The organism is Psychroserpens burtonensis DSM 12212, assembly GCF_000425305.1.
Taxonomy (GTDB): domain Bacteria; phylum Bacteroidota; class Bacteroidia; order Flavobacteriales; family Flavobacteriaceae; genus Psychroserpens; species Psychroserpens burtonensis.
In genome coordinates, this window is record NZ_AUDE01000006.1 from 158,175 (window position 1) to 184,203 (window position 26,029).

The window sequence follows — 26,029 nt, forward strand, 5'->3', positions numbered from 1 at the left end:
CATGAAGACTGATAAAAAAATAAAGCTATCTATAGATCAATCTTTGTTTGTTTGTGGTCCTCTATCGCGTTTTAAAGAATTATCCTTTGCATTTAAGGTGTTTTTAAATTTTATAAAAGCCTTTAGAAAAATGCATTTTGTTGGGCCTTGTGTCACTGTTTTTGGTTCTGCTCGATTTACAAAAGACACTGAGCACTATAAAAATGCCGAAAAAATTGGTGGTGCATTAGTAAAAACAGGCTTTACAGTAATGACAGGTGGTGGTCCGGGTATTATGGAGGCTGCTAATAAAGGTGCTTTTGAGGCTGGTGGAAATTCAGTTGGGTGCAATATTATTCTACCTTTTGAGCAAAAGCCAAATCCGTATCTTCATAAATGGATTAACATTCCATACTTTTTTTTACGCAAAGTAATTCTCGTAAAATATTCATACGCTTTTGTAGTGATGCCAGGAGGAATTGGCACTTTAGATGAACTGTTTGAAGCTCTAACTTTAATACAAACTAGAGTTATCCAAGATTTTCCAGTTGTTATTTTTGATTCAGAATATCATAAGGAATTGTGTCATCACATTCAAATAATGGCAGAAAATGAAAGCATCAGCCCAGAAGATATGAAACTGCTATTTGTAACCGATTCTGTTGAAGATTTAATTACACATATCAAAACAAATTCCATCACAAAATTCGGACTAGTTAAAAAGCAAGTCAAACCAAAATGGTGGCTTGGTGAATCAACTAATAAATAAATATCAAATGAAAAATAGAAATATTATCAACACTGTAAGTGCTATTATTTTAGCACTGTTTGCATTGCTCACTTTATTTTTAAGTAGCTCTGTAATTTTTGATTGGTTTGGAATAAGAGCCGAAGAAGGAAACTATGTATTGTTTATAGTTTGGGCAAATTTTATTTCCAGCAGTTTATATTTAATTGCAGTTTATGGCTTTATAAAAAGAACAAAGTGGACTTTTTGGGTGTTAATTACAGCTTTGGTAATCTTAATCGTTGCCTTTATTGCATTACAGTTTCACATTAACAATGGTGGAATTTATGAAGCTAAAACTATAAAAGCCATGATTTTTAGAATGTCAATGACATTAACTTTTTCACTTGTAGCCTTAGTGAAATTTAATAAATCATTATGGAGAAAATACTCATATTAAGTTTGCTGTTGTTTAGCACATTAGTTGGCAATATTAAATCAGATTCTTATTCATTAACTATTAAAACTAATGGTTTAGAAAACTCTGAAGGCACAATAATATTTGCTTTATACAATAAAGATGGTTCTATATCAGACCAAAAATTTAAAAAATATTACAGAAAAGAAAACGTAAGTATTATTGATAAAAAAGCAGAAGTCACTTTTAACAATTTACCTCAAAGTTTATATGCTGTAACAATTTTGCACGATGAAAATGAGAATGAAAAAATGAATAAAAAATTCATGTTACCATTACCTGCTGAAGGTGTAGGTTTTTCAAATTATGATGATTTTGGATTAAGCAACCGACCAAATTTCAAAAAAGCCAGTTTTAACATAAATAGAGACACAAACATCGTAGTAAAAGCAAATTATAAATAGAGATGAAGTCTAGATTCATCATTTTGTTTCTTCTTTTATATCCTAGCTTCCAATTAAGGGCTCAGGAGGCAGATTCTCTATTACCAAAATTATCATTAGATCAAATAGCTTTAATCAATCAAAGTGATAGTTATATCTCATTCCCAACAGATATTGGTAATATTGAACCTTTACTATTTGAAGCAAATGTAAATCCCTCATTCATTATTAGAGAGCGAAAAGACTCTAAACTAATGGCGGTGTTAACAGCTCAAATAACAATCCGGATGTATAATGAAGAATCGTTTCCTGTAAGAACGCCAAGTTATATTCCACAGGTTTCGGTTTACTATCTAGTCAATAAAAAAGAAACTCTTGATAACTTGGTTTTCTTCGGAAAAATAGCACATCATTCCAATGGACAAGATGGTGATTTTTATAATGACGACAACTCAATCAACTTAAAATCAGGAAATTTCGCTACTAATTTCGTTGAATTCGGCATTCTTAAAACGGCGTATAGTAAAAGATTGAAAGCCATTAAAACCATTAAAAGTTCTATTGAAATTCATCCGAAAAGTTGGATGACTCAAGAGTTACAAGGTAAGTATAGTGGTTTAAGATGGCATAACTCATTTACATCGTTTAAGTTTTCTTTAAAAAATAATAAAAACGAAAGAGCTGATTTTTCATTAAAAGCTGAAGCAACTTTAATGCTTGATAATTTTGATGACTTGAACGTTTTTGATTTAGATAGAATCAATGCCAGTCTTACCTTTTATTATCATCCAAAGTTTTTTGAAGATATAGGCTTGTTTATGCAATTTTATCATGGCATGGATTATTACAATATTTATTTTGATCACCAAATATCTTTTATTCGATTTGGTATTATGACAGAAATTCTAAGATTTTAAAACTATAAAACAATATGGAAAAGCAAGTTTATATTAAAAAGAATAACGATAAGATGGAACTTTTTTCGTTTGAAAAATTAAAACATTCTCTGGTATCAACTGGCGCATGCAAAGAAGCAGTTGAAACTATAGTAAATAGCATTCAACCTGATATTTATGATGGTATTTCTTCAAACGAAATCTATAAAAAAGCTTTTGCCTTATTAAAAAAATATAATAAAATCTCTGCTTCTCGTTACAGTTTAAAACGTGCTCTGTTCGATTTAGGACCAACTGGTTATGCATTCGAAAGGCTAGTTGGTGCACTATTAAAAGAAAAAGGATATAAAACCAGAGTTAGTGTTATTTTAAATGGCAAATGTGTGACTCACGAAATTGATGTATTAGCAGAAAAAGGTAAAAATTCGTATGCTATAGAGTGTAAGTTTCATGCTAAAGCCAAAACCACAAGCAACGTAAAAGTACCATTATACATTAATTCTAGATTTTTAGATATTCAAGAACAATGGAATACAAATTCAAACCATCAAACACATTTAAAACAAGGTTGGTTAGTAACAAATACCAGATTTACAAAAGATGCCATAAATTATGCAAAATGTGTTGGTCTAACTTTATTAAGTTGGGATTATCCAAAAAATAATGGGCTAAAAGCAAATATTGACACATTAGCATTATATCCTGTGACCACTTTAACAACATTAAAGAAAAAGGAAAAGCATCAGCTCATAGAAAATGATGTCATTTTGGTCAAGGAATTGATTAATGCTTCTGAGAAGATGAAAAATATCGGATTATCAGATTTAAGGATTCACCGTGTTTTAGATGAAGTAAAAAAATTATGTTACAATAATCCTACCCCATAAAATACTTTGTAGAAGTCATACGTATGGTGATGCTAAAAGGTTATGGGTTTATGGATATTCTTCCACAATTATTAAAAACACTATATATGCCTTTGTAATGAATGGTTTGGCTGTTTGGAGTTATAAAAAAACATCTTAAATTTCTAAATCTCGAGTTGTTTTTTATTCCTATATCTCGCCTTCGCTCACGACAATGAAAAGCTTAACGCATAAAATATATTCTATTCCTTATTTATTAATGTTGAGTTTTTAAGGCTGTAAACAGCAAATGGTTACATAAATTTGTTTAAACAAATTATATTTATGTTGAGTACTTATAAAATTTAGAGTATAAAAAAGCCTATCACTTAGTGACAGGCTTTAAGTTTTTTTGGTTAAGCGAATATTAGATAACCTTTACGTTAACTGCGTTTAATCCTTTTTTTCCTTCTTCAAGATCAAATTCAACTGCATCACCTTCACGAATTTCGTCGATTAATCCAGAAATGTGTACGAAGTGATCTTTGTCTGAACCTTCTTCATTTATAAAACCAAAACCTTTGGCATCATTGAAGAATTTTACTGTTCCTTTACTCATTAGATTATAATTTAATGTTTAATAATTATTTATTAATGTTCAAAGATAATAACAAAAATTGTATTATCTAGTTAATTTTCGAAGTGCAACCCATTGTTTTAACATTTCTCTTGAATCTGTTGCTGGATAACCTAATACCGTTTTTCCTGCAGCCACATCATTCATAACACCAGATCCAGCGCCTACAGTGGCTCCAGAATGTATTGTGGTATGATCTTTAATAGATGCGCTTCCTCCTATCATAACACCATCACCTAGGGTTACTGAGCCTGCTAATCCGCTACTTCCTGCCATAATACAAGAACGACCTAATATACAATTATGTGCAATTTGAACTAGATTATCAATCTTACATCCATCGCCTAATATTGTAGAACTAAATTTTCCGCGGTCAACACAAGAATTCGCACCAATTTCTACCTGATTTCCTATAACTACGTTTCCTATATGTGGAATTTTAATCAACCCTCTACCATCATCACTTGGACGATAACCAAAGCCATCTGCTCCAATACTTACATTAATATGAAATATACAATGGCTCCCAATCACAGAACGTTCTCGAATCACTGTACCAGACCATACTGTAGTGTGATCACCTATAGTAGTTTCATCAAAAATGGTCACATTTGGATACAGTATCACACCTTTACCTATAACAACATCTTTACCAACATAACAGCCTGCTCCAACTCTACTCCCTTCTCCAATTGCTGCCGAAGCATCAATGCTTGCTGTAGGATGAATATCTGTTTCAAAATAAGGTGCTGGTGGTGCAAACACCTCTAACAATTTAGCCATAGCCAAATCGGCATTTTTAACCTTTATTATGACACGGTTATTACCAGGCTCTAAATCTATTGTGTCATTTACGATAGCTAAAGATGCCTTAGAATCTGCCCACATGGCAGCATATTTCCTATTTCCTATAAATGTTGCTTGGTTACTATTTGCTTTTTTAATTTGTTCTAAACCTGTAATAGTGTGAACTGTTTCTCCTAAAACTGCTCCATTTATAATAGTATTAATTTCTTGTATGGTCAATGACTTCATTAAAGTATGTGTTAGTTATTAATCGACAAGATACTAAAATAGTAAGTAATTATTGTGCTTCAGGATTTCAAAATCAAGTAAATCTAAGAGGATATATGACTAGTTGACTGTTTGATTTTAAATACATCTAAATATTATGAATTATGGAAACTCTAAATCACTGTAGGTTATTATACGCATCAGAATCTGCATATCTCATTGAAACTAATTATCCGGCTGGAATGTATCCACTAATTTTAGTTAATCCAAAATTCATACTGGTAATACCTTTACCCATAATTCCTGAAAACACGATTAGAATACATAAATCTATAGGGTAAATTAGTAATCCTTAGGTCATCGCAGTATGTCCATTAAAAAAAACCGTCTATTAAGATTGAGGCTTGTTTTGTAGGAGAAACTATAGAAGGTATTATTTTTCTTTTCGTGGTATATTATCACCTTTTCCTTTGACTACGCAATCTATTCTGTATTCAGAACCTCTTGTAAATTTTGCAGACATTTCATGGGAGTTCACTAAAGGCAACGAAGGAAGGTTTTGAACAAATTGCAGAAGCCCTTCATGTAAGCTGTGATTTTCGCTATATGTTAAGAATTTGGCAAGGAATCGTTTGTCAATTGTAATAATGAACCAATCAATTATATTTTTAAAATCAGTGGTAACAATTTGTTCTTACTGATTTTTTTTCCTTCCTAATCATTGAACAAGATATTATTACTAAATAGGTGAAATCCGTAATCCCGGACCTAAAGACTTATCTTTGCACAAACCTATGTTATGATCAATGCAATTACTATTGTAACTTTATTTTCGGCCTTATCATTTCTATTCTATGGATTAAGCTGTTTAACCTCAAAGCGAATGACCTTAGAGTTTAAGCGTTTTGGATTGTCAAAACAACAACAAATGCTTACTGGTATTTTACAACTAGTTGGCGGTATTGGTCTTGCCATTGGTTATTACCAATCGCAAATATTAGCTGCAATAAGTGCCGCTGGACTAGCCCTTTTAATGTTATTAGGGTTTTTGGTACGCTTAAAGATAAAAGACTCTTTAGTACTCTCTGCTCCTGCCTTTATGTATGCACTTCTCAACATATATTTAGCACTTCGGTTTTTTAATGTTTTGAATTAGAGAACAATAAAACCAGAGAAAGCAACCGCAAGGCACATTAATAAAAATAGAAATGCTGGAAAGGATTTATACAAAGGGTCTTGAATTTTAAAATGCATCAATATAGAACCCGTTAATAGCGCTGCCAAAATTAAAGCAGACGGTCTTTCTAACGAAAACACCCAGATGGAAACAATTAAACCTATTGCTCCAGCCACTTTTAGAGTACCTACCAAATAACACAGCCATACTGGCAATCCATACACTTTAAACTCTTCTTTAATATTTTGAGCATTACCACCTCGCCATTTTGTGGGTTTATCTTTTTGAATAAGCCAAACATTCAATAAACTAATAGCTACGATAAGTTTTAAAGCGATGATAATATAAGACATGTCAGTGAGTTTATAATTATTAAATGGAATATAATAAAAATCTTGGCTTTCGCATATGAGAATTCTTATTTTTTTGTAAAGTTAGTGAATCAAATACATTAGTTTATTTGTTCTTCTCTATTTTTATATCCTAATATTAATTTAGGTCAGGTTAAATCCCATTGAAATGCATCTATAATATGTACGTAAAGAGTAACGTACAGGAGTTTTAAAGATGCTATTTTATTATTAAAATCTTTGTTGTTACATAAGTACTGTGGCTAGTCGTTTTTAAAATTAAACCTTCACATATTTTATATATTAATGTAGAGGTCATTTTAGTTGAATCTTAAAATATAGTTCATAAAAAACACCTTCTTAAGATTAATAAGAAGGTGTTTTAATTTATTTTCTTCGGAAACTTTAGATCATTTAGGATCTAAAATATCGTCAATACGCTTAACTAAATCTCTATAATGATACTTAGTTACTGTATTTACTTGTCTGTTTCCTGCAGGAGCCAATTGACGTTTTAAGGTATTTAGCTCACCCCGAACTAAAGCTCTAATATCTGACTGTGAGACATTATAGTAATCACCATTTCGTTGAGATTCTAAATCTTCGGTCATCAAAAAGGCCATACGATCTACATAAGCACGTTGTAAATTTCTACGATACACATCTACATTTTGAGCGATATTAGCTTCAGAAAAGACACCTTTTCTTAAATCTTGCATCATTGTTAATGCACTGTAATTTGTAGCGTCAATACTTTCGTGATCTATTAAACGCCCCAATTTATCAAAACTTAATAAGCCATTAAGGTATCTGCTCTGTAAACGTCTTAAACGCTCAGTATATCCATTATAATCAATATTTTGAAGCATGGCTTTATCTACTAACCAATTTGGCGTTTCGAACGCATTTTTATGCAACCACTCCATAGATTGTTGTTGTAGCAATTTTGGAACAGCTTGATAGGCAATTCCACCCTGGCTTGGCGTAATCAGGTTTTCTTTTACTCCTGCAACATTTCCTGCAACGTGACCAATATATCTATTATAACATCCTAATAACTCACCATATAATTCTTCTAAATCATCATAATTGTTAGTCTGACTGCTTGTCCACGTTGGGAGATTTTGAACGACATACTTCAAATTTTTAAGCGCATAATTAGACGCTTTAATGGCATCGTTTCCTATATCTTCTGTTTGCGACGTAGGATCAAATCTAGAACTCTGCTTTCCGAAGACATATTTAACATCGCCCGCTTTTTGCATAATCCAACTGTCAAGCGTTGTACGTTCTGCCTCTGCAGAATATGCCCCAGGAATAGAGCGATAACCCCAATTTATGGCATAATGATCATAAGGACCTATCTGACGAATAAACCTTATATTTTGGTCCCCTGGTTGTGCTATATAATTGTAACGTGCATAATCCATAATTGTGGATGCAATCCCAAACTCTTGAGTAAATGCTCCATTTCTATAGTTTTCAACATCGTAAGCTTTACTTGCACTCATATTGTGTGGCAATCCAAGAGCATGACCAACCTCATGAGCAATCACCATTTTCATCATTTCGCCAATATCTTCTGCAGGTGTATCTAAAGTTCTCGCACTGGGATTCGCTGCTCCAGTTTCTAATAAATAACGATTTCTATAGGAGCGTAAATGGTTATGATACCAAATAATATCACTCTCAATAATTTCTCCACTGCGAGGATCTGACACACTTGGACCTATCGCATTTCTAGTCTCACTAGCAACGTAACGTACCACAGAATAGCGAACATCTTCTGGGCTAAAATCTGGATCTTCTTCTTTAGTAGGTGGATATTTAGCAATTATCGCATTTTTAAAACCTGCACTTTCAAAAGGACCTTGCCAAAGCTCAATACCTTCTTTTATGTATTTGCGTAAACTTTCTGGTGTTGCAGGATCTAAATAATAAATAATTGGTTTTACTGGCTCTACCAATTCACCTCTCGCATAAGCTTCTGGATCTTTGGGTTCTAATCGCCATCTACGAATATAGGTTTTACGATCTGCTTTTAGTTGTTTACTTCCGTAGTCCACTTGACTGTAAGTAAACCAACCGACACGGTCATCTGCAAAACGGGATTGCATTGGTTCTTCTGGTAATAAAATCATAGATTGATTCATTTGCAAACTAATAGTCTCTGCAGACTCAGCAGATGGTGGCTCTGATGCGTTATAGGTCATGTCTTGCACGACTTCTATGTTCTGCGGAAAACTTTTCATCCCATTAATAAAACTTCTAGAAGGGTCGAGGTTACGAACTTTATATGAGGTTCGTAACCGACCTGATAAGCCGCTAATAGACTTTACATCTGTATTATAAAACTTAGTCACATCAATAACAACCGCTGTAGAATCTTTGCTGAATGCTGCGATATCAAATGCAAATAATGTAGGTTCATAATTATTTGATTTCACTGATATACTAATTGGTAATTCTTCGTCTGCTACGGAATTATATGAGCGTTCTTTTATTAATATTTTTTTATCAAAACGTTCCCAAGCGACAAGTCGCTCTCCCGTTTTTGTTCCTGCATTAATATATCCACCTCCTAAATTAGCTGGGAGTTTTGCAATCCTACTCACTAAAAGCATATCTTTTCCTAAATACGCATTAGGGATTTCAAAATAGTACGTCTCTCCTACTTTATGTACTTTAAATAAACCTTCATCTGTAACTGCATCCTTAGTAATGACCTTATCGTAATCTTTAATTTTCTCTAAATCCTTTTTAGGAGTTATTTGTTGAACAGCTTCAGTTTTACTCTTTTTTTTGCGCTTGTTTTTTGTGGATTGACCTTGATGGGTTATTGGCAGTATAGAAAATAATAGTACCAAGGCGTAAAGAAACGTTTTTTTCATATTTGGTTGGTTTTATTGTAATATCCTATAAAACTAAGAAAAACAGACTAAGGTATTTATGACTTTCACAAAACTTTAATGTCTGTTCGTCCTATTTTAGCAAATGAGACAAGAATGCTAGGGATACTGTTATCATGGTTTCACCAGAGGCCGTATGTTGAAAAAAACTAATAATAACGATATGAAAATTAATTATGAATATGATGATGTTTCTGGAAGCGAAAGTTTAGAAGCATTTACCGAAGAAAAATTACAAGCAGTATTTAACCGTTTTGATTTTGTTATAAGAGCAGATGTCTTTTTCAAAACAGAGAATACCTCCAGCGATCAAACAGGAATGATCTGTGGCATACGATTGAGTGTTCCAGGTCCTCGATTATTTGCGGAGTCTTCTCACGATAATTTTCGTGATGCCGTCTCAGAAACAGTTAATGAGATAACAAAACAGTTAAAAAAACGTAAAGAAAAAATGAAAACTTTTTAAAGATATAGTGTTTTGTAAATGTGATATTTAAGCATGATTATTGACATGATTTAGGTCATAAAATAATCACAAATTAAGAAAGTGATGGTCCGTATGACTTTTACTCTCGTACATATAAAGTAAACTAATTAAACAATATGAAACGAATTTCAGTAATAGTATTATCAGCTTTGTTTTTCACAGCTTGTGTTTCCAAAAAGAAGTATTTGGCATTAGAACAGGACCATGGAGAATTGAAGAGTGAACTGACTAAAACTAAAGTCGAAAAAGAAGAATTAGAATCTAAGTTTTCTAAAATACAGCAACGAGTAGACAGCTATAATTCTAAAATTAATGAACTAACTGAAGATAATAATACGAAATTAGTATCTGTAGATGGTTTGGTAATTTCAGAAAACCAAAAAATAGCAATGCGTGAATCTTTAAAAAATGTTCCGCCTGCTTACATGAATACTGCAAGGACATTGAAAGATTCAATGAATTTGGCTTTGCAATTCAACTTAAAATCATCGTTAGAAAATATTGATGAAGATGAAGATATCGCAATCAATATTGAAGAAACGGTTGTCATGATCTCTATTTCAGATAAAATGTTATTTAATTCTGGAAGCTACAAGATTAGTGATAAGGCCAATGATATCTTACAGAAGATCGCGAATGTGATCAACTCTGAAGAAAGTCTCGATGTAATGGTAGAAGGACATACAGATAACAAACTCATGAAGAATAGTGCTACTGTTAAGGATAATTGGGATTTAAGTGTGTTACGTGCTACCGCAGTTGTAAAAAAATTACAGAACGATTATCAGGTTGCACCAAAACAATTAATTGCTGCAGGACGAAGTTTTTACCAGCCTTTAGTTGAAAATGATACTAAAAATAATAGAGCTATAAATCGTCGAACACGAATAGTGATTTTACCAAATATCGATAAATTCTTTGCCATGATGGCTGCAAACAAATAATTACTTAACCTATAAGTAGTATTGTGGTGAATTAATCCAAGAAAAGACTGTTGTTTCCAACGGTCTTTTCTGCGTTTATTAAGTTTAAATCAACTAATTTTGTATAAAATTTAATTTATGCTTTCATTACTTAATAGCTTCAGAATTGTAGCGCTTTTAGAAGGTGTTTCCTATTTATTATTGCTTTTTATAGCATCTCCCTATAAATTTTTCACCCAAGACGAAACTTACGTCAAATTACTAGGTATGCCTCATGGATTTTTATTCTTAGTTTACATCGTTTTAGCTATTATGGTAGGAAAAGAATTAAAATGGAAAACCAAAACACTTTTAATTGTGCTAGTGGCTTCTATAATTCCATTCGGCACATTTTATATTGAAAAAAAATATTTAAAACCCATTAAATAATGGATAAGTTACACTGCTATTTTTACGATTATTTTGTGTCTATTGGAGTCACTGAGCTATCTGCGACATATTTCAATATGTTATGCTTATTGTTTATTTTACTGATCATTACCTACATTGCAGATAAACTTACAAGAGTTTTGCTTATTAATTTCTTTGGAAAATTCTCTGAGCGCACTAAAACAAATTTTGATGATCTTCTAATAAATCATCGTGCACCGCGAAATATTGCGCACTTGCTCCCTTTATTTTTAACGATAAAGCTATTTCCATTTGTATTCCATGACTTTCCACAGTTTGAAACCTATATCATTCTATTTTTAAAGGTGGTTACCATCATACTTACGATTTGGATTATACGCAGTATATTGAAAACTTTTGAATCGTATTTCAAAACACTACCGAGCCTTAGGGATAAGCCAATTGATAGTTACATACAAGTAGCAATGATGTTTGTTTGGATTGTTGGTATCGCTTCTATTTTAGCCATATTAATTGACCTTTCATTCTTAAAATTCTTTACAACTCTTGGTGCTGCATCTGCGATCTTATTATTAATTTTTAAGGATACCATTCTAGGGTTTGTTGCCAGTATTCAAGTCGCTATTAATGATAGTGTTCGTATTGGAGATTGGATTACTATGGAGAAATATGGAGCAGATGGTGATGTCATTGAAATTAACCTGTCTACTGTACAAGTGCAGAATTTTGATATGACGATTACAAATATTCCTACATATGCACTTATTTCAGATTCGTTTAAAAATTGGCGTGGGATGACTTCTTCTGGCGGAAGACGTATAAAACGATCAATCTTACTAAAGGCAAGAAGTGTTAAATATCTAAATGATGAACATATTGAAAAACTCAAAAAAATTCAATTGATAACAAACTATCTTATTCGGCAACAAGCAGATATAAGTAAATTTAACGAGAAAAAAAACATAGATAAGTCGGTTATGATTAATGGTCTAAACTTGACAAACCTAGGCGTATTTAGAAAGTATTTACAGACTTATATTGAGCAAAATTCCGCAGTAAATAAAGAGATGTTTATTATGGTTAGGCAATTAGCTCCAACTTCTCAAGGTTTACCTCTAGAGATCTATTGCTTTAGTAGTGATAAGCGTTGGGAAAATTATGAATATATCATGAGTGATATATTTGATCATGCACTGGCCGCTGTCACTTATTTTGATTTGGAAATCTATGAATTAAATGCTGGGATTGTAGAGTAATTGTTAATCCTATAACCTGTCTTTCACAAATTCAATTTCGGTTTTTCCATGAGGTACAGGTTTACCATCGTCACCGAGGTTAACCATAATAATATGGTCTACCGTAAGTATCGTTTCACGAGTCATTTTGTTACGTACTTCACATTTCAGCGTTAATGAAGATCTTCCAAATTTGAGTACCTCAATACCTATTTCAATAATATCCCCTTGTGTTGCTGAGGCCATAAAATTAATTTCAGATATATACTTCGTTACTACCTTAGAATTCTCTAACTGAATAACAGTATACAAAGCAGCTTCTTCATCAATCCATGCCAAGAGTTGCCCTCCAAATAGTGTTTGGTTGGGATTTAAATCTTCGGGCTTTACCCATTTTCGTGTATGAAATCTCATCGTTATTAATAGTTTTTAAGGTGTCTAACTGTGCGTACTCATATTCTTAGAATAAAAAATAAAACATATTGATTAACATGCTATAAATTAATTCATTTGCGATTTATTTTAAATTGAATGATCATTACAAAACATTAATTTAGATATAAAATCCTACTTAAAAATACTGCTTTCTCTTTTCAAATTAACGCGAAACCAATTGGTAAATCCTATTAAGATATATCATTTGTTAATAAGACCGTTGACAAGATATAAATGACAAAATAAATCATTATAACTTTATGATTATTTTTAATAAAAATTAAGGCTATGAATGATCGATCTACAAATTTAAAATCTATTCGACCTGTAATTGAAACAGCTCAGGTTAATGATAATATGAGTACTGATGAATGCTTTCAAAATGGAACATTACGACCAATCATCAAACTGCAAAATCACTTACTAATTGTAGTGTTTCAAAACTATATTTCTAAGCGTAAAAATGTATTTTATGATCTCTCTATTCCTAAGCAATTAGCATACATAAATAATACAATACAAAAAGACATAAAGTTTAGAAATTCTATAAAAGGTATGATTATAGGTCAATTTACAATTGAAGAATATGCCATTTATATCGAAAATTCTTCAGCACTAAATAAACGCATGATGAATATCGTAAAAGAACGCTTAGTAAACAACATACAATTATTTCAACAACCGCTTTCTACAGCTATATGAGTTCAATAAAATCGCAACTTCTAGAAGTTTGTTTTACACATGTAAATAAACGCATTGCTAATTACAAGAACGAATTAGAAACCATAAAAGATTCTATTGAGAATAATGATAAAGGTGATGAGGAAAATGATTCTGGGAATGGAAAACTTTTTAATGACTTAGAGAAAAACATAGAATATCTGGGTGATGCGTCTAAAATGTTGGATACACTTAAAACAATTAACTCTAAAGCTATTCATCAAAATGCTATTTTAGGTAGTTTAATAACTACAGATATTTCAAAATTTTATTTAGCCGTAAGCATCGGTAAAATTGAAATCGATAACGAGAATTATTTTATAATATCTAAGTCATCTCCTATTGGTGAATTACTATTAAATAAAACAGTTGGTGAAAGCATTACCTTTAATAACACAACTTATAATATAAAAGAAATTAGATAATGGACTCACCATTTAAATTTGTGTTCAATACATCACTCATATAATTAAAAAATGGCCTTATGGCATCGAATGATGCATTGACGTCCTCAATAAAGCCGTCACTTATAACTTCTTTATCTGTATAGTACTTTGTGAAAATGAATTGCTTCTTTTTAATTAAATCAATTGCAGGATGTTCTTTGTCAAAATCACGAGGTGCGGTCTTTAATTCGTCACCAACAAAATTTCCCCAAACAGATTTGAATTTATTGTCTTTAATGATAGTTCTAATCTCTTCATCATCTTGTTCAAACTCACGACGAATTCTGAGTAAATCTTCCTTGTTAGGTTGCCAAAAACCTGTAGCTATAAATGATTTATTATTTGGCTGAATATGAACGTAATACCCTCCTCTAAGGTCTGGTTTTTTTCTATTGAAAGATCCACCAAAATGGGTTTTATAAGGCAATTTATTTTTTGAAAACCTTACATCTCTATATATTCTAAATAGTTTAAAACCATCTACAACGTCATGTTTATTTAGGTTCTCATAGATAGTCTTGTAGGCTTTTTTTGCTTCTGTTTCTAATACTTTAAACTCTGGCTTATTTTCATTAAACCAATCTCTGTCATTATTTTTTTCTAATTTTTCAAAAAAGTCAAGAATATCTTTAGAAAATTTTGGTAATGTCATGTCTGTTTTTTTACAAATTAAAAGTACAAAAATAAGCCCTGAATTCGTGTCAAGGCTTTATCAAATTACCTGCATTTATATTTATTATCATCTGTTTCTCGTCAAGAGCTTTATGTAATCTTATAAATCTTTTTGACTTCTATAGTTACTGCCTCAGCCCTATCGGCTAGTTCTTTATATCTCTGTACCTTATGAATGTTATTAGCGCCTTAAATAGAAATAGATATTTTAACTTACCTCCTCTTTATTAATGGATAATTTGTTGTCAAATTGCAAGGTTCTAATTGGGAAAGGTATATTTACGCCTGCCTCGTCATAAGCTTTCTTAATTTCAATAATTGCCTGTGTCTTAGCTCTTAATTTCTCAAGCAGACTTTCTGCATCTATCCAAAATCTACAAAGGTAGTTTATAGAACTTCCTCCAAACTCAGTATAATAAAATTCAACATCTTTTGGAGATTCTACTTGGTCAAAAGTTTTAGCGATTGTTTCTTTAGTTAATTGTTCTACCATTTCTAAATTTGACTCATAGCCTACACCGCATTCTAGAGACACCCTCATTCTCGTAGTTAAAGAATAATTTTTGATTGGATTTTCTAGAATTAATTTATTAGGGAAAATTACGATATTATTGTCGGCTTCTTTCAAAATAAAGGTATTAAGATTAATATCCATTACTTCACCTGAAAAACCATTTGTTTCCACCCAATGACCAATTCTTATGCGCTTTCTAAAAGATAATACGATACCCGAAACCGTGTTAGATAATGTACCTTGAAGTGAGAGACCTACTGCTAAACCTACAACACCTGCACCAGCGAGAAGTGAAGTTAAAGCTTGACTTAAATTTAAGATACCCAAAGCTATAAATAAACCAACGGAAACTGTAATCACAGATGCAATTCTCGATACCACCAAACTAATAGATTTTTGTTCTACGCGTTTGCTAACTAATTTACCCACTAACTTACTTACATATCTCGCCACAAAAAAAGCAGCGACAAACACTAAAATTGCTAATACCAAATTGGGGAGATTTGCTATTATAGCATTAAACCATCCAAAAAGTTTGTCTTTTAAATTTCCAAATGCAATACTAAATTGATCATTCATATACTTAAACTAATATTTTAAAATTAATGTTACCGTAGTTATTAAAATAACCACGGTACGCCACAAATATCTTGATATTTATAGTATACCGTTTGCTCATACCATGAATCTTTTGATTCGTTTGGTTTTAATTATTATAAATGTGCTTTATGAAACAATCATGTCTTTGTTTAGTTTTTCTGACGTTTGTTTAGTCCAAGCATCGAGCATCCAACTTGATTTTTCGAGTTCTCTTATGTATGCTCCTGTTAAACCTATAGTTCCTTCATCTTTGGCTTCAGTCGCCTTTTCAATCACAACACTTAATTGTTTTAATAAAATACTGTGATCATTAAGAACTTATAGTACCATGTCTCTATCAGATTGTAATGGAGAAACTTCCTTTATTTCAGAAATTTCTAAATAATCAGATAGTTTACTCATTGGATGATATCGTAACGTTAAAATACGTTCTGCAGTTTCATCAATTTTAGTTCGTACATCAGTGTATAACTCTTCAAACTTATTATGAAGATCAAAGAAATTTTCTCCCAAAACATTCCAATGAAAATTTCGTAGTTTTTGGTAATAGATATGGTAGTTTGCTAATAGTGTATTTAATTCTACTACAACTGGCATTAACTTTTCGTCTTTCATATTCAAATAATTCATTTGTTAGTTTTTTAAGTGTAATTAATTACACTAAATAAACTATGTATTATTTGAGATTTCACAAGTGATTTAACAGCCTTTAACTTTTTTAAGATTCGATTAGCTTAAATTATGTTAAAGCCAACGCTTTTTTCTAAAATAAATTAACATAAAAATAAAGAGAATAAACATCCCTGTCAATAAGATAAAGTATCCATCATCTGAATTAAGCTCTGGCATATTCTTGAAATTCATTCCGTAGATACCTGCAATAAAAGTCAACGGTATAAAAATAGTGGCTATAATAGTTAGCACCTTCATAATTTCATTCATCTTATTACTTATGATGGTCATATACATATCCATTAAACTCCAAATCATTTCCCGATATAAATCTACAGATTCACTCACTTGAATGATATGGTCGTATAAATCACGTAAATAACTATGTGTTTTTTCTTCAATAAAGGCAAAGTCTGTCTTTTCCATACGACTAATGACTTCTCGCAATGGATAAATTGAACGTCGCATTTTTAAAACTTCTTGTTTTAATTTCTGAATTTGGCCTGGTGTACGATCATCTGCATCTTTAGACTGAAATAGGAAACCTTCTAATTCTTCAACTTTATCACCTAAAACTTCAATGACGGTAAAATAATTATCAACAACTGCATCTAAAATAGCATACATTAAATAGTCTGATCCCTGAGAACGAATGCGCCCTTTTGCAGAATTCAAACGTTCACGTAAGTCATCAAACACATCTCCATCTGCTTCTTGAAACGTTAGCACATAGTTTTCTCCAACAATCAAACTCAAATGTTCATAATGAATCTCGTCATCATTCTTAATAAACAGCATTTTAAAAACTACAAGCATGTAGTATTCAAACTCCTCTAATTTTGGTCTCTGACCAGTATTAACAATATCTTCCAAGGTTAAAGGATGTAGTTTATAGTGCAAACCTAGAGTTTCTATATCTTTTACATTGTTAAGTCCGTTAATATTAACCCAGGTTACATGATCATTTCCTTCAAAATTAAAAGCATCTTCAACAGAACTAGAATTTAAACTTGTAAACTCTTCTTTAGAATAATTTACAATCTCAATATTTGTTATTGTCGATTGTTTTTCACCCCTATATGCTATTGTTCCTGGCGGAAGATTAGATGTTTTGTAAGACTTTTTTTTCTTTTTTACTTTCATAAATGCGACACATTGTGATACATATAAATGTATTAAAACTTTTTGGTATAGCAGACACCTATTTGCTAATTAGTATAGACTATTGAAATCCGATATTTTACACCTCTATTAAAATTACTTTTGAAATATTAATCATTCACTTGCATATTTATTTTTTTTTTACTAATATGCAAGCTTAAGAAAAGAAATACAAATACATGGGAAGACCTCCAACAAGACCTATAAAATTTAGAGATGGATTTTATTTAGAAATTAGAAATAAAGGTAAAAATACTGGAATCAAGCTGCACAGAGACACTAAGGATCAAATGATGCGAACTATTAAAGAATATGAGCATAGTAAAGATGTTCTTATTCTTGGTGAATCTAAAAACGGAAAATGGGTTAACAAAACGCCTACTTTACACGTTGTGGAGGATTAAAATTTTACAAATTTAAGTGTTGAAACTCAACTTAGTTTTATATGTTATGTATAGGATTTTGTTGAGTTTTTTCATGTTAACTCCTTTTATTTAAACAAAGTATAAAATTCATTTTTTTTTGTTTATTAACAAATACCATAAGCCCTAAGTAGATAAAGCATGAGTCCAATAAACACAAAATTGAAGTTTCAATTTTAGAGAATAAAGCACGCTATTTGAAAGGATTTCTAATTTGAAAGCAACTAGACAAGTCTCAATAATTTATTAAGAAATTGAACAACTACCTTAACCTTCTAATACATACCATCTGCAAGATATTCATAACATAATAACAGCTATAGAATTATGTTGTTATTCATTACCCTATAACTTCACAATAAAATACGTTAAAAAAACCGTTTTTTATTAGTTAGTTTTTTACTATAAATTCTTAGTATGATACGCGACTAACCCTTCAATTGGTCGTCTTTCAAAATTACCAACTATAAACCCGAGTTCTTCTCCAACTTCTTTGATTTCTGTCTCTGAAAAGAATGCAATTGAACCAGCAAAATGCACAGGAACAGTTTTTATCTCCTCTTTATACTGAAATATCATGTTTTTAACAAATTGTCTAATTCCGTTTTTGATAAGCTTTTTGATGTATTTAGAATCCTTATTCAAAAACATGAACTCTGCAAAAGTTGCTAAATATGCGTTAGGATTTGGTTGTTTATAAAGATTATACTTGATATAATCGGCTTCTAAATTGTATCTATCTTCAAAAGCCACTTTAATATCTTCTGGCATTGAATTATAATAATAGTCTTTGATCAGCTTTTTTCCGTAGTAATTACCAGAAGCATCATCCATTAATGTATAACCTAGAGAAATAACACGTTGATGTAATCGTTTACCATCATAATAGCTACAATTAGAACCGGTCCCCATAATGCAAACAACTGCAGCTTCATCATCAGTATTAATAGTAGCGCGCACTGCTGCCATAGTATCTTCTTGAACTTCTATGATTGCGTTTAAGAATATAAGCTGTAGTACATTAGCCAACATCGCTTTTGGTTGTTCTGTACCGCAACCAGCACCATAGAAAAATACATGAGTGACTTGGTTTTTAAGATCCATGAGCTCATCGCTCTTTCTAATAATTTTTTTAAGCTTTTTCTCCTTTAAAATTGCGGGATTAAGCCCTTTAGTACGTATTTTTTCTTGAAGTTGTACTCCTTTATGATCTACTACAATCCAATCGCATTTTGTAGAACCACTATCAACTATTAAAATCATAAGCTAATTTAAAAACATAAATCCGTAGAATAAAAAACTACACTACGAATTTATAAATGAATCTTATAAAGAATTTACTTTTTGAGCTAAATCTACAAGTTTATTAGAGTACCCAAACTCATTATCATACCAAGATATAAGTTTAAAGAATTTTGAGTTTAATTCAATACATGCGTCGGCATCAAAAATACTTGTACGTGCATCGCTTACAAAATCTTGAGATACTACAGCATCTTCAGTATATCCTAGAACACCTTTCATAGAACCCTCAGATGCTTTTTTGAAAGCTGCTTTAATTTCTTCTAATGACGTTTCTTTTGTTGTTTTAACCGTTAAATCTACTACAGACACATCTGCAGTTGGTACACGAAATGCCATACCTGTTAATTTTCCATTCAATTTAGGAATAACTTTGCCTACAGCTACTGCTGCTCCTGTAGAAGACGGAATAATATTTAAAATAGCCGAACGTCCCATTCTGTAATTTTTTGCAGATGGTCCATCAACTGTTAATTGTGTAGCTGTACTTGCATGAATCGTTGTCATTAAGGCTTCTTCTAATCCAAAATTATCGTCAATAATTTTAGCCATAGGCGCCAAACAGTTTGTTGTACATGACGCATTTGAGACAATCTTATGTTCACTTGTTAATTCATTATCATTTACACCCATAACAAACATTGGTACATCCTTACTTGGTGCAGAAATTACAACTTTCTTCGCTCCTGCTTGAATGTGGTAATCTGCTGTTTCTAAACTTGTAAAAATACCTGTACATTCTGCAACAACATCTGTTTCAACTTCATCCCACTTTAAGTTTTTAGGATCTCTTTCTGCAGTAACTCTCACTTTTTTTCCGTCGACAACTAAATGCCCATCTTTAACTTCAACCGTCCCATCAAAATTTCCATGAACAGAATCGTACTTTAATAAGTAAGCTAAATGCTCTACATCTAACAAATCGTTGATTGCAACTACATCGACGTCGTCACGTTTTACTGTTGCTCTAAATACGATTCTACCTATTCTTCCAAAACCGTTAATTCCTAATTTTAAATTTGACATATTAATTATTTATTTATTTCTATTAGTATTTAATTATGTGTACAACTGTTACGTTGACATGATATCTGAAACTCTTAAAAGCTCCATATTAATTTCTGATTTTCCTTTTACTGCTTGGTCCAAAGGCGTCACTGCAATTTTATCACTTAATAAACCTACCATTAAATTAGTTTTACCATCTAATAAAGACTCTACAGCTTTAACTCCCATTCTACTTGCAAGTACACGGTCAAAACAAGATGGAGAACCACCACGTTGCATGTGACCTAAAACAGAAACACGCACATCATATTCTATCATATTTTCTTCAACATAATCTTTAAGTTCAAACACATTTTTCCCTATTTTATCTCCTTCAGCAACGATAACAATACTTGACGATTTACCAGATTGCTTACTGCGACGTAACGATTCTAATAAACGCTCTAAGCCTAAATCTTCTTCAGGAATTAGAATTTCTTCTGCTCCTGCTCCTATTCCTACGTTTAATGCTATATGACCAGCATCACGACCCATAACTTCTATAAAGAATAATCTGTTATGTGAACTCGCAGTATCTCTAATTTTATCTATAGCTTCAACTACCGTATTTAATGCCGTATCATAACCTAAAGTATGCGACGTTCCGAAGATATCATTATCTATAGTACCAGGAATTCCCATTACAGGAAAATCAAACTCTTCATTAAAAATCATTGCTCCTGTAAATGTACCGTCACCACCAATAGCAACCAATCCATCAATATTAGCATCTAGGAGATGTTGATGTGCTTTTTTTCTACCTTCAGGAGTCATAAATTCTAAGGAACGTGCAGATTTTAAAACGGTCCCTCCTTTATTGATGATTCCTTTCACACTTCGAGCATCCATAGGTTTGAAATCACCTTCAATCATACCTTCATAACCTCTATAGATCCCAACGCATTCAATATTATGAAATGCACAGGTTCTCACTACAGATCTTATCGCAGCATTCATTCCGGGAGAATCTCCTCCAGAAGTAAAAACACCAATTTTTTTTATCTTTTTTGACATATATTTTATGTTGAAAAAGTAAATCTAGTAAACATTAATAAGAATAAAAATGGATTTGATCTTTATTTAACAGGACTACAAAAACTCAAACGTTTTCGTTAATAAATAATATTAAAATTGTTAAAAATGGAGAGGATTAATTGCTTTTTGAGTCTTTTGCTGACGTAATATTTATAAAATCTGGAGTGAACTTCTCCTCGTTTTCTTTCTTTTTCTCTTCTTCTGGCTTATCTTTCGTTTTGTTTTTTCCTGTAAAGATGATTTTCAACAATTCTTTGAAGGTATCAAATTCTACATTGTAAGCTAAACCTGCTCCTTGTGTGTATCCAATCTCTTCTCCAAAGTTTCTAATACTATTTTCTCTATTAAAAAACGTTGCCTTTAGTGTTCCATCATCATTTAATAGTATATCAATTTGAACGTCACCAGCAATTACCGTCTGGTTAACTCCACCAATGGGAACTCCTACTTTACCATTTATAAGAATTCTATCACTAATTTTTGTACTTAACGTAAGTCCAATCTCGTCATTGGTTTGAAAATCGGTAGTTTGTTGTCCTGCAGTGTAATTTAAATCAACTTGTATTTTATCGTCTTTACTTCCGCCAAGAATACTATTAAAGAGAGAATTGACACGATCTGATATGGTTCCATATGCATTTTGACCAAGATTAAACTCACTGGCGAAAGACCCAAATGACAATACATTAAGTGCCTGAAACTCTCGAGATTCTTTAGTTTCCAATCGATAATCTAGCTCAGACCTAATGTTAGAATCTACTTCAGGGAAATTGAAACTAAAGTCTGGATCTGGTTGTTCTAGCTGACCAGATAAATTAATTTTCACTTCAACGTCTATATTTCTATTTATAGGATTATCTAATAATACTGATGGATTAGCTTGTGCTTTATAAACTGCTGTTAAACCTACTTGAGCTTTTAATGGATCACCTTCCCAGCGAATATAACCATTGGGCTCTACCGTTAGTTTCTTTTGTACTAAGCCTCCGTAGGCAAAGTTATAAGTCCCTTCTACAATTTGAAAATCTCCAAACATTTGAAACTTTCCGTTGGTATTAATATCAAAAAGTAGGTTTCCATTACCTTTACCTTGAATGGTACTGCCTGAATTTTTATCAATTACAATTTCTATATCTGCATAAGGGTTTACAAAAAGGTTAAATTCCAGCTCTACCCCTTTTACTTCTGTATTATTGATAGTTTCTCCCCTTAAACGTGCTTCTTTCTCCTGTGGACTTAAAAAGTGCATATAAGAGTTGTCTCCATAACTCTCTAAATCACTTAAAGGGATTTTGAAGACTGTACCCTGGGCTGTGCTCCCATTAAATTCTATTTTTAGATTATCTGTAGGTCCAGATATATCTGCTTGTCCATTTACAAATGCTGTCCCATAATACAACTCTTCTTCATCATAATCTGTATTTAATACTAATAAACGATTTGTATCAATTTCTAAACCTAATTTCCAATCTGAGAAATTTTGATGTGCGATAAAACCGTTAAGAGTCGCTTTTGAAAAGAACTCAGAATCTGTGATTTCGACCTCTTGGAATATAAAACGCTGTGATTCTAATTTTACTTGAGAATCAAAATCGAAGCTATAATCTACATTTAGGTATGGGATCGTTATTCCTGCATTGTCTAACAGTAAATCACCGTTAAATTGAGGGTCGTTTAATTGTCCTGTAATCTTAGCTCTTCCTGACACTAAACCTCTAATATTGGTGATTACACCTGCTCCAAACGGATCGAGTGGGTCTAATAAAAACTCTTCAAATGTCACATCTAAATCGATACGATTTCCATCTACATCTATTAACCCTTTTGCATCTAACGATTTTAAGTTATCATTCTTTAGCGTAACATCAACCGTATAACTCGTTAAGGATTGATTCCCTTTTACACGAGCGTTAAGCTCTCCTAACTCGTAATCATTAGCTTTCAAATCACTAATAACTACTGTAGAGTTCGGTAAATACACACCCTCTTTTTGAAGGATGTCTAATTTCCCATTGACGCGACCTTCAAGAGATAAACGATCAATTCTAGGTGTGATTTTAGTTAAATCAACATCTGTAAAATCTAACTTTAAATCTTTATAGCTATCACCTAAAATTTGTCCAGATAATTCAATACGTTCTTCAAAATGATTCATGACCATTTCACTAATATCAAAATTCTTAAAATCACGTGTGAATGCAATTTTATTGAGTTTGTTTTTATCTTCGTTAATAACCCATCTATTATCTTTAAATACAACTTCAGATTTTCTAAAACCTACAACAGACTTATTATTTTCATCAATGGTATAAAACATATTAAGATTGAAATCATCAACACTTTGTTGACCTCCTTTAAATTCAGATTTAATAAATAATGTATCGCGTTGGGTTACATTAATTAAACTAAACTTTGAAACGTCATAAAACTTCGTACTTAAGGTATCTATCTCAATATACGTGTTAAATAAAGGATTACTATTATCAATTAAAATTGAGATATCATTCGCAAAATAATCTAGAAGTTTAATTTGTGGTGAATTAAACGTAACATTGAATTGTTTCTCATCTGTTTCAATTCGACCTTTTACAGTTGTATTAGGGCCAAGTTCTAAATCATGGTAAAATACTTCAACAATTTTATTATAAATTTTAAAATTAAATTCTAAATATTGATCTGTTTCAATTTCATTTGGAACATAATTAGTATAAATACTACCAACCGAATTTTCAACTAATTTGCCTATATCTGCAAATCTAAAGTCTCCGCTCATAGTTCCTTCAATGATATCTGGAGAATTAATTGTTACGATATGTTTCTTATCAAGAAATTTAGACTCTATTTTAAAATCTTTAAAAAAGTATTCGTCATGTTCATTAATATAGGTTGTGTTTTCAAACTCTAATGTACCAAATGCATCATCAATTGTAGAGCCTCTCATTGAAGTCCTTACTTTTCCTCTAAATACTGAAATACTATCTTTAGTAATAAAATTTAGCGCTCTTAGGTTAGCGTATTCTACATTGGCATTAAAATCGAATGCTTTGATATCATTAGATAAATCTGCAAGACCATCGAATTTAAACTTGAAATTTATATCCTTAGATTCTAAAAGTCCGTTAAAAATTTGATTCCCTAGTTTTCCAGAAACATCAACACCTTTATAATTATAATTATTGTATTCTATTTGAAATACTTCACCTGCAACTTGAGTACTCAAATTATCTAGAGTAAATCCTCTACCATCAACATCTAAATCAAAAGACGTTGTTTTTACATTTGGATCATTAAGTAATACCCCTAAATCAAACTCATCAAAAACAATGTTTCCGATATAGCTAGCATTATCAATATCATCAATACGAGTCATTTTCATATCAGACACAATCAAACCTAAATCTGTATAAATATTAATATCTGCATCTATAGTTGTATCTGTGATGTATGATGTTCCTGTTATTCTGAAATCTCCAAGTTTTGAAAATACTGATGGTATCGATTCACCTAATATATTAGGTAACAAAGCTCGTAAATCATAGTAATTTGAAGATAGATTATCAAATCTAGCATTCATTGAAAAGTCGCCCTCTTCTTTACTTAATAAATTTTTAAAATTAATATCCCCATATATTTTACTTCTCCCACTGGCATTTAGCCTTAAGTTTTCTGCAGTTAAATCATTTAAAGTACCAGATAAATTGACATCTATAATTGCTTTTTGATTGCTTCCAAATTCATTGTAAAATGTATTGAGATCATTGAGATAAACTTCCGCATCCTTAAAGTTAGCCGTGACTTTAACCTTATCTTCAAAATCCTTAAAATCTTCGCGATTATAATCAAAACGCAAATTTCCGACGAGATTAGATTTTTCAGTTCTAATACTTAAATTATCAAAAATCATATGGTTTAAGGTGTACTCAAAATCGGTCACCATATTTTTGACATAAGCACCTCTACTATCCTTGAAGTTTAAGGTGTTTATTCTTGCATTCACATTGCTTCCTGAAATGATAAAGTTTGTTGAATTAATATTAAGATCGTAAAACTCTAATACGTTCTGTGTTTCTCTATTTTCGTCAATTAACCTGAATGTACCCTCATAAATAGAAACATCACTAGAGGATAATAAAAAAGTACTTTTATCTTTTCTTGGATTATTCTCGTCAAATTTATCTACAAAGACATCAAGATTTGTATTCTCTTCACCTTTATATGTTTTAACATTGAATGTCAAGTTTATAATATCAATATCTCCAAAATTAAGCGTACCATCAATAATATTTCTATAGTTTAGAATTGATGTATTAATCTCCTCTACAGCAATCAAAGTGTCTTTTCTGTAATCTTCAATGTAGATTTCCTTGAGTTCTACGTCGCCATTAAATTGCAATCCAATTTTACCTATATTTATATGAGTACCAAAGTCTTCATTGATAGTACTTGTTACATATTTCCCTAAACTGGTCTGTACTGCAGGAATAGAAAGTATTAGCACCAAAATGATGAACAATAGCAAAATAATTGCTAAAATCTTTGATACTATTTTAAA

At 31.5% G+C, this 26,029-nt stretch carries 26 protein-coding genes and 1 pseudogene; 14 read left to right on the forward strand and 13 right to left on the reverse strand.

What is annotated here, in order from left to right; genetic code table 11:
- The first annotated feature begins 1 nt into the window (after nucleotide 1).
- The 5 genes from H593_RS0102250 to H593_RS0102270 are packed head-to-tail and all read left to right on the forward strand — an operon-like array spanning nucleotide 2 to nucleotide 3,350.
- Nucleotides 2–748 (forward strand): LOG family protein, encoded by a 747-nt coding sequence (locus H593_RS0102250; RefSeq protein ID WP_028870923.1) that lies wholly within the window; start codon nucleotides 2–4, stop codon nucleotides 746–748.
- A 7-nt stretch (nucleotides 749–755) separates the two neighbouring features.
- Entirely contained in the window at nucleotides 756–1,166 is a 411-nt protein-coding gene (locus tag H593_RS0102255) for a hypothetical protein (RefSeq protein ID WP_028870924.1), read from the forward strand.
- Entirely contained in the window at nucleotides 1,145–1,588 is a 444-nt protein-coding gene (locus H593_RS0102260) for a DUF2141 domain-containing protein (RefSeq protein ID WP_028870925.1), read from the forward strand. Before H593_RS0102255 ends, H593_RS0102260 begins: the two co-directional genes overlap by 22 nt.
- A 2-nt stretch (nucleotides 1,589–1,590) precedes the next feature.
- On the forward strand, nucleotides 1,591–2,484 hold the full coding sequence (locus H593_RS0102265; RefSeq protein WP_037051279.1) for a hypothetical protein: 894 nt from the start codon (nucleotides 1,591–1,593) through the stop codon (nucleotides 2,482–2,484).
- A 14-nt stretch (nucleotides 2,485–2,498) separates the two neighbouring features.
- Nucleotides 2,499–3,350: a restriction endonuclease gene (locus H593_RS0102270; RefSeq protein ID WP_028870927.1), complete on the forward strand. Its 852-nt coding sequence runs from the start codon at nucleotides 2,499–2,501 to the stop codon at nucleotides 3,348–3,350.
- Nucleotides 3,351–3,735: 385 nt separating this feature from the next.
- Here the strand turns inward: H593_RS0102270 and H593_RS0102275 are convergent, their stop codons facing one another.
- Both H593_RS0102275 and lpxD read right to left on the reverse strand, forming a co-directional pair.
- Nucleotides 3,736–3,927, reverse strand: coding sequence for a cold-shock protein (locus tag H593_RS0102275; RefSeq protein WP_028870928.1), 192 nt, complete (start codon nucleotides 3,925–3,927; stop codon nucleotides 3,736–3,738).
- Nucleotides 3,928–3,990: 63 nt separating this feature from the next.
- Nucleotides 3,991–4,980: a UDP-3-O-(3-hydroxymyristoyl)glucosamine N-acyltransferase gene (gene lpxD, locus H593_RS0102280; protein WP_028870929.1), complete on the reverse strand. Its 990-nt coding sequence runs from the start codon at nucleotides 4,978–4,980 to the stop codon at nucleotides 3,991–3,993.
- 143 nt (nucleotides 4,981–5,123) lie between these two features.
- On the opposite strand from lpxD, the gene H593_RS20695 reads away from it, so the two are divergent.
- Both H593_RS20695 and H593_RS0102285 read left to right on the forward strand, forming a co-directional pair.
- Nucleotides 5,124–5,300 carry a hypothetical protein gene (locus H593_RS20695; RefSeq protein ID WP_157588753.1) on the forward strand — a complete coding sequence of 59 codons (177 nt, stop codon included), beginning with the start codon at nucleotides 5,124–5,126 and terminating at the stop codon, nucleotides 5,298–5,300.
- A 458-nt stretch (nucleotides 5,301–5,758) separates the two neighbouring features.
- A complete protein-coding gene (locus tag H593_RS0102285) occupies nucleotides 5,759–6,115 on the forward strand; it encodes a DoxX family protein (protein WP_084142247.1) in 357 nt (118 codons plus the stop codon).
- On the opposite strand, the gene H593_RS0102290 is transcribed toward H593_RS0102285, so the two are convergent.
- Complete coding sequence (locus tag H593_RS0102290; RefSeq protein ID WP_028870931.1) at nucleotides 6,112–6,489, reverse strand: DoxX family protein; 378 nt, start codon at nucleotides 6,487–6,489, stop codon at nucleotides 6,112–6,114. The two genes, H593_RS0102285 and H593_RS0102290, sit on opposite strands and share 4 nt — an antisense overlap.
- Before the next feature lie 407 nt (nucleotides 6,490–6,896).
- Nucleotides 6,897–9,377: a zinc-dependent metalloprotease gene (locus H593_RS0102295; RefSeq protein ID WP_028870932.1), complete on the reverse strand. Its 2,481-nt coding sequence runs from the start codon at nucleotides 9,375–9,377 to the stop codon at nucleotides 6,897–6,899.
- Nucleotides 9,378–9,558: 181 nt separating this feature from the next.
- On the opposite strand from H593_RS0102295, the gene hpf reads away from it, so the two are divergent.
- The 4 genes from hpf to H593_RS0102315 all read left to right on the forward strand — a co-directional run bounded on the left by hpf (nucleotide 9,559) and on the right by H593_RS0102315 (nucleotide 12,472).
- Entirely contained in the window at nucleotides 9,559–9,861 is a 303-nt protein-coding gene (gene hpf, locus H593_RS0102300) for a ribosome hibernation-promoting factor, HPF/YfiA family (protein ID WP_028870933.1), read from the forward strand.
- Between the two features lie 137 nt (nucleotides 9,862–9,998).
- Nucleotides 9,999–10,826 carry an OmpA/MotB family protein gene (locus tag H593_RS0102305; RefSeq protein ID WP_028870934.1) on the forward strand — a complete coding sequence of 276 codons (828 nt, stop codon included), beginning with the start codon at nucleotides 9,999–10,001 and terminating at the stop codon, nucleotides 10,824–10,826.
- A 117-nt stretch (nucleotides 10,827–10,943) separates the two neighbouring features.
- The gene (locus tag H593_RS0102310; RefSeq protein WP_028870935.1) at nucleotides 10,944–11,234 is read left to right on the forward strand and encodes a DUF3817 domain-containing protein; all 291 of its coding nucleotides are present in this window, start codon (nucleotides 10,944–10,946) and stop codon (nucleotides 11,232–11,234) included.
- Nucleotides 11,234–12,472 (forward strand): mechanosensitive ion channel family protein, encoded by a 1,239-nt coding sequence (locus H593_RS0102315; RefSeq protein ID WP_037051282.1) that lies wholly within the window; start codon nucleotides 11,234–11,236, stop codon nucleotides 12,470–12,472. Before H593_RS0102310 ends, H593_RS0102315 begins: the two co-directional genes overlap by 1 nt.
- A gap of 9 nt (nucleotides 12,473–12,481) precedes the next feature.
- On the opposite strand, the gene H593_RS0102320 is transcribed toward H593_RS0102315, so the two are convergent.
- Entirely contained in the window at nucleotides 12,482–12,865 is a 384-nt protein-coding gene (locus H593_RS0102320) for an acyl-CoA thioesterase (protein WP_028870937.1), read from the reverse strand.
- A gap of 309 nt (nucleotides 12,866–13,174) precedes the next feature.
- Between H593_RS0102320 and H593_RS0102325 the strand changes: the two genes are divergently transcribed.
- The gene (locus H593_RS0102325; RefSeq protein WP_028870938.1) at nucleotides 13,175–13,588 is read left to right on the forward strand and encodes a hypothetical protein; all 414 of its coding nucleotides are present in this window, start codon (nucleotides 13,175–13,177) and stop codon (nucleotides 13,586–13,588) included.
- The gene (locus tag H593_RS0102330; protein WP_028870939.1) at nucleotides 13,585–14,031 is read left to right on the forward strand and encodes a hypothetical protein; all 447 of its coding nucleotides are present in this window, start codon (nucleotides 13,585–13,587) and stop codon (nucleotides 14,029–14,031) included. Before H593_RS0102325 ends, H593_RS0102330 begins: the two co-directional genes overlap by 4 nt.
- Here the strand turns inward: H593_RS0102330 and H593_RS0102335 are convergent.
- The 4 genes and pseudogenes from H593_RS0102335 to corA all read right to left on the reverse strand — a co-directional run bounded on the left by H593_RS0102335 (nucleotide 14,024) and on the right by corA (nucleotide 17,653).
- Nucleotides 14,024–14,704, reverse strand: coding sequence for a DUF2461 domain-containing protein (locus tag H593_RS0102335; RefSeq protein WP_028870940.1), 681 nt, complete (start codon nucleotides 14,702–14,704; stop codon nucleotides 14,024–14,026). The two genes, H593_RS0102330 and H593_RS0102335, sit on opposite strands and share 8 nt — an antisense overlap.
- Nucleotides 14,705–14,932: 228 nt before the next feature.
- Complete coding sequence (locus tag H593_RS0102340; RefSeq protein ID WP_028870941.1) at nucleotides 14,933–15,817, reverse strand: mechanosensitive ion channel family protein; 885 nt, start codon at nucleotides 15,815–15,817, stop codon at nucleotides 14,933–14,935.
- Between the two features lie 147 nt (nucleotides 15,818–15,964).
- Nucleotides 15,965–16,468, reverse strand: a pseudogene (locus H593_RS18375) (Dps family protein).
- Nucleotides 16,469–16,582: 114 nt separating this feature from the next.
- Nucleotides 16,583–17,653 (reverse strand): magnesium/cobalt transporter CorA, encoded by a 1,071-nt coding sequence (gene corA, locus H593_RS0102350; RefSeq protein ID WP_028870942.1) that lies wholly within the window; start codon nucleotides 17,651–17,653, stop codon nucleotides 16,583–16,585.
- 197 nt (nucleotides 17,654–17,850) lie between these two features.
- Between corA and H593_RS0102355 the strand changes: the two genes are divergently transcribed.
- Nucleotides 17,851–18,075, forward strand: coding sequence for a hypothetical protein (locus H593_RS0102355; protein WP_028870943.1), 225 nt, complete (start codon nucleotides 17,851–17,853; stop codon nucleotides 18,073–18,075).
- Between the two features lie 420 nt (nucleotides 18,076–18,495).
- On the opposite strand, the gene H593_RS0102360 is transcribed toward H593_RS0102355, so the two are convergent.
- The 4 genes from H593_RS0102360 to H593_RS0102375 form a co-directional block, all read right to left on the reverse strand.
- Entirely contained in the window at nucleotides 18,496–19,356 is an 861-nt protein-coding gene (locus tag H593_RS0102360) for an N-acetylglucosamine kinase (protein WP_028870944.1), read from the reverse strand.
- 63 nt (nucleotides 19,357–19,419) lie between these two features.
- Complete coding sequence (gene gap / locus H593_RS0102365) at nucleotides 19,420–20,421, reverse strand: type I glyceraldehyde-3-phosphate dehydrogenase (RefSeq protein WP_028870945.1); 1,002 nt, start codon at nucleotides 20,419–20,421, stop codon at nucleotides 19,420–19,422.
- 48 nt (nucleotides 20,422–20,469) lie between these two features.
- Nucleotides 20,470–21,456: a 6-phosphofructokinase gene (gene pfkA / locus H593_RS0102370; RefSeq protein ID WP_028870946.1), complete on the reverse strand. Its 987-nt coding sequence runs from the start codon at nucleotides 21,454–21,456 to the stop codon at nucleotides 20,470–20,472.
- A 136-nt stretch (nucleotides 21,457–21,592) separates the two neighbouring features.
- Nucleotides 21,593–25,975 carry a translocation/assembly module TamB domain-containing protein gene (locus tag H593_RS0102375; RefSeq protein ID WP_028870947.1) on the reverse strand — a complete coding sequence of 1,461 codons (4,383 nt, stop codon included), beginning with the start codon at nucleotides 25,973–25,975 and terminating at the stop codon, nucleotides 21,593–21,595.
- Nucleotides 25,976–26,029: the final 54 nt, after the last annotated feature.